Consider the following 2,179-nt stretch of genomic DNA (forward strand, 5'->3'; position numbering starts at 1 on the left):
ACCTAGCAGCAACTGACCATAGAGTGTTGAAACAAGCGGATCAAGCGAAGGCCCTGCGATCAATACATAGTTGACTACGCCACTGGCTGCAAGAACGAAAACGATCAGAGTTCCGACATGGGCAAAGCCGTTTGATGTGCGGCTCAATATGGCTACGGTGTCCTGTGTCGCATTTGCCCTACTTGTGGCTAAGATCAAAAAAGCAAGCAACGCGCCGACCCATGCACCTGCTGCCCAGAGGTGGGAGATGTCTGAAGCAAGGTGGATGTATCCACGCATTCCGTCGTCCATCGCTCCATGACCAGCCCAGGCCAGTGTCGCCAGCGCTACACCGCTAGATACGGACATGGCAACGAAGCGAAACGTTGGATTGAACTTCACTAGGGCAATCAAGATGCAAAGCGCTAGCGCAAGAATACGAATGCACCAAGCAAGGCCCATGTGAGTGCCGGTGATGAGCATCTCGAAGATATGCGTTGACAACTCGGAGTAAGTTTGCGCACCGGACATGGCCTTGGCAAGGACTGTCATGCCAATCACTGACAGTCCAATCCCGATTACTGCACATACACCAACGCAAACGCGATAGCGACGCGCAATTGCCAAGGATCGCTCGTCGTGGCCAAGGGCATAGACGCTGAACATGGCGACGCCAAAACCTGCAGCCATGTCCAGATACAGCGCAAGGCGCAATACGATGGTGAACCAATCCTCGGCCATTTGCTTACTTCACCTGGAATGTGACGTTGCCATTGATAGGGTGTGTGTCTGACGACACTGCACGCCAATCCACGCGATAGGCACCGGGTTGAAGCGTCTGAGCGGGAGTAATGACCATGGTTTTGCCATCGCTAGCGCCAGAGACGCTTGCGCTGACCTTCATTGCGCCGTGGTTCGGCATTCCGGGCATCCCCGTCATGATCAAGTTCGCTGCCGAGAACTGAGGAACCAGCGTTTCCGAGAACTTCAACTCAATCGTGGCAGGTGCCGCGACCTGCGACTTATCCGCAGGAGAGGAGGAAACTAACGAAGGATGTGCAAATGCTGCGGAAGCGAACAGTGTTGCGGCAATTGGCGCGATGAACTTAGCGACCAGGTTTGAGCGGTTCATGAGAGACTCCTATCTAAGTGTGATGGTGGTTTGAAAACAGATGTCGAATCTAGGTCTGTAGAGTTGGCGCTCCCAAGGACGCGCCAACTAGGAAGGGGACATTGGTCTGGCTAGAACCAGAAGCGGACACCGGCCACCCAACGTGTTTGCTGAGCACGGCCACCGTCGGCACGAACGAGATCAGCGGTTCGCCCGAAACTTCCCGCACGTTCCACTCCGATATATGGAGCGAACTGACGGCTGAACTCGTAGCGCAGTCGCAGGCCCGCAGATGCTTCGGCTAGGCCCTTGCCGATATGCCGCTCTGGATCATCCTTGCCGTAAAACTGCATTTCAGCTCTTGGCTCAAGGATCAGGCGCTGAGTCAGCAATAGTTCGTAGCTTGCATTTAGGCGAAGCGCAGTTCTGCCGCCACTGCCAACATAGGCTGTGGCCTCCAGCTCGAACCAGTAAGGGGCCAGGCCCTGCACACCAAATGCCAGCCATTGACGGCTAGGTCCCACGCCGTTGTCTAAGCGCAGACCCAACTGTGTATCCCAATAGGTTGTGGCAGCACGGCTCCAAAGCAGTTCGGTGCGAGACTCTTCGAGCTTTCCTTTGGCGACGTCACCTTCTGCCTTCAAGACAGCTTTGTTGTATGAGGTCCCGTACCATGCTTGCAAGTCATAGGCCGTTGAATCATCACCTCTGCGTGAAAAACGGCGTTCCAGGGTCTCACCACGCAGCGAGGCAAAGGTATGCTCGTCCGCAAGCATCAAGCGCGGGACGCCAGGCACCGCGTAATCGCCCGATCCCAAGGTCAACCCATTGGAATACCCATGTGGGTCGCGAGCATCTGGAGGTGCGGATCCCCCTTGCATCTGCATGCTGCCGTGATCCATCGCAGGGCCGCTTGCAGCGCTGCCAGTCATAGCACCATGACCTGCATGTGGATCAGCTGCAGTTGTGGCAGGGCTTGCCGGTGCTTCCATTTGCATATTCGCTTGGCCATGCGATGAATGGTCGCTTTGCGCCTGGGCCGCAATACTCACCAGAGCGAGGAGCGCAGTGGACAATGCACGAATAGGG

3 protein-coding genes are annotated in these 2,179 nt (G+C 55.9%); all 3 read right to left on the minus strand.

Translation table 11 applies throughout. The features are described from left to right. Window positions 1–720: copper homeostasis membrane protein CopD (gene copD, locus CTATCC11996_RS17340; protein WP_003078544.1), on the minus strand; the 720-nt coding region annotated here is incomplete at its 3' end. Window positions 721–724: 4 nt separating this feature from the next. Further along, entirely contained in the window at window positions 725–1,111 is a 387-nt protein-coding gene (gene copC, locus CTATCC11996_RS17345) for a copper homeostasis periplasmic binding protein CopC (RefSeq protein ID WP_003078546.1), read from the minus strand. A gap of 110 nt (window positions 1,112–1,221) precedes the next feature. Continuing rightward, window positions 1,222–2,179, minus strand: a 958-nt coding sequence (locus CTATCC11996_RS17350) for a copper resistance protein B (protein ID WP_238532420.1), incomplete at its 5' end; no start/stop codon positions are given.

This window comes from Comamonas testosteroni ATCC 11996 (genome assembly GCF_000241525.1).
Lineage (GTDB): Bacteria > Pseudomonadota > Gammaproteobacteria > Burkholderiales > Burkholderiaceae_C > Comamonas > Comamonas testosteroni.

What these genes read in the sequence shown, in the direction of transcription:
- copC (WP_003078546.1), bottom strand. Translation starts at nt 1,111, where the DNA reads ATGAACCGCTCAAACCTGGTCGCTAAGTTCATCGCGCCAATTGCCGCA.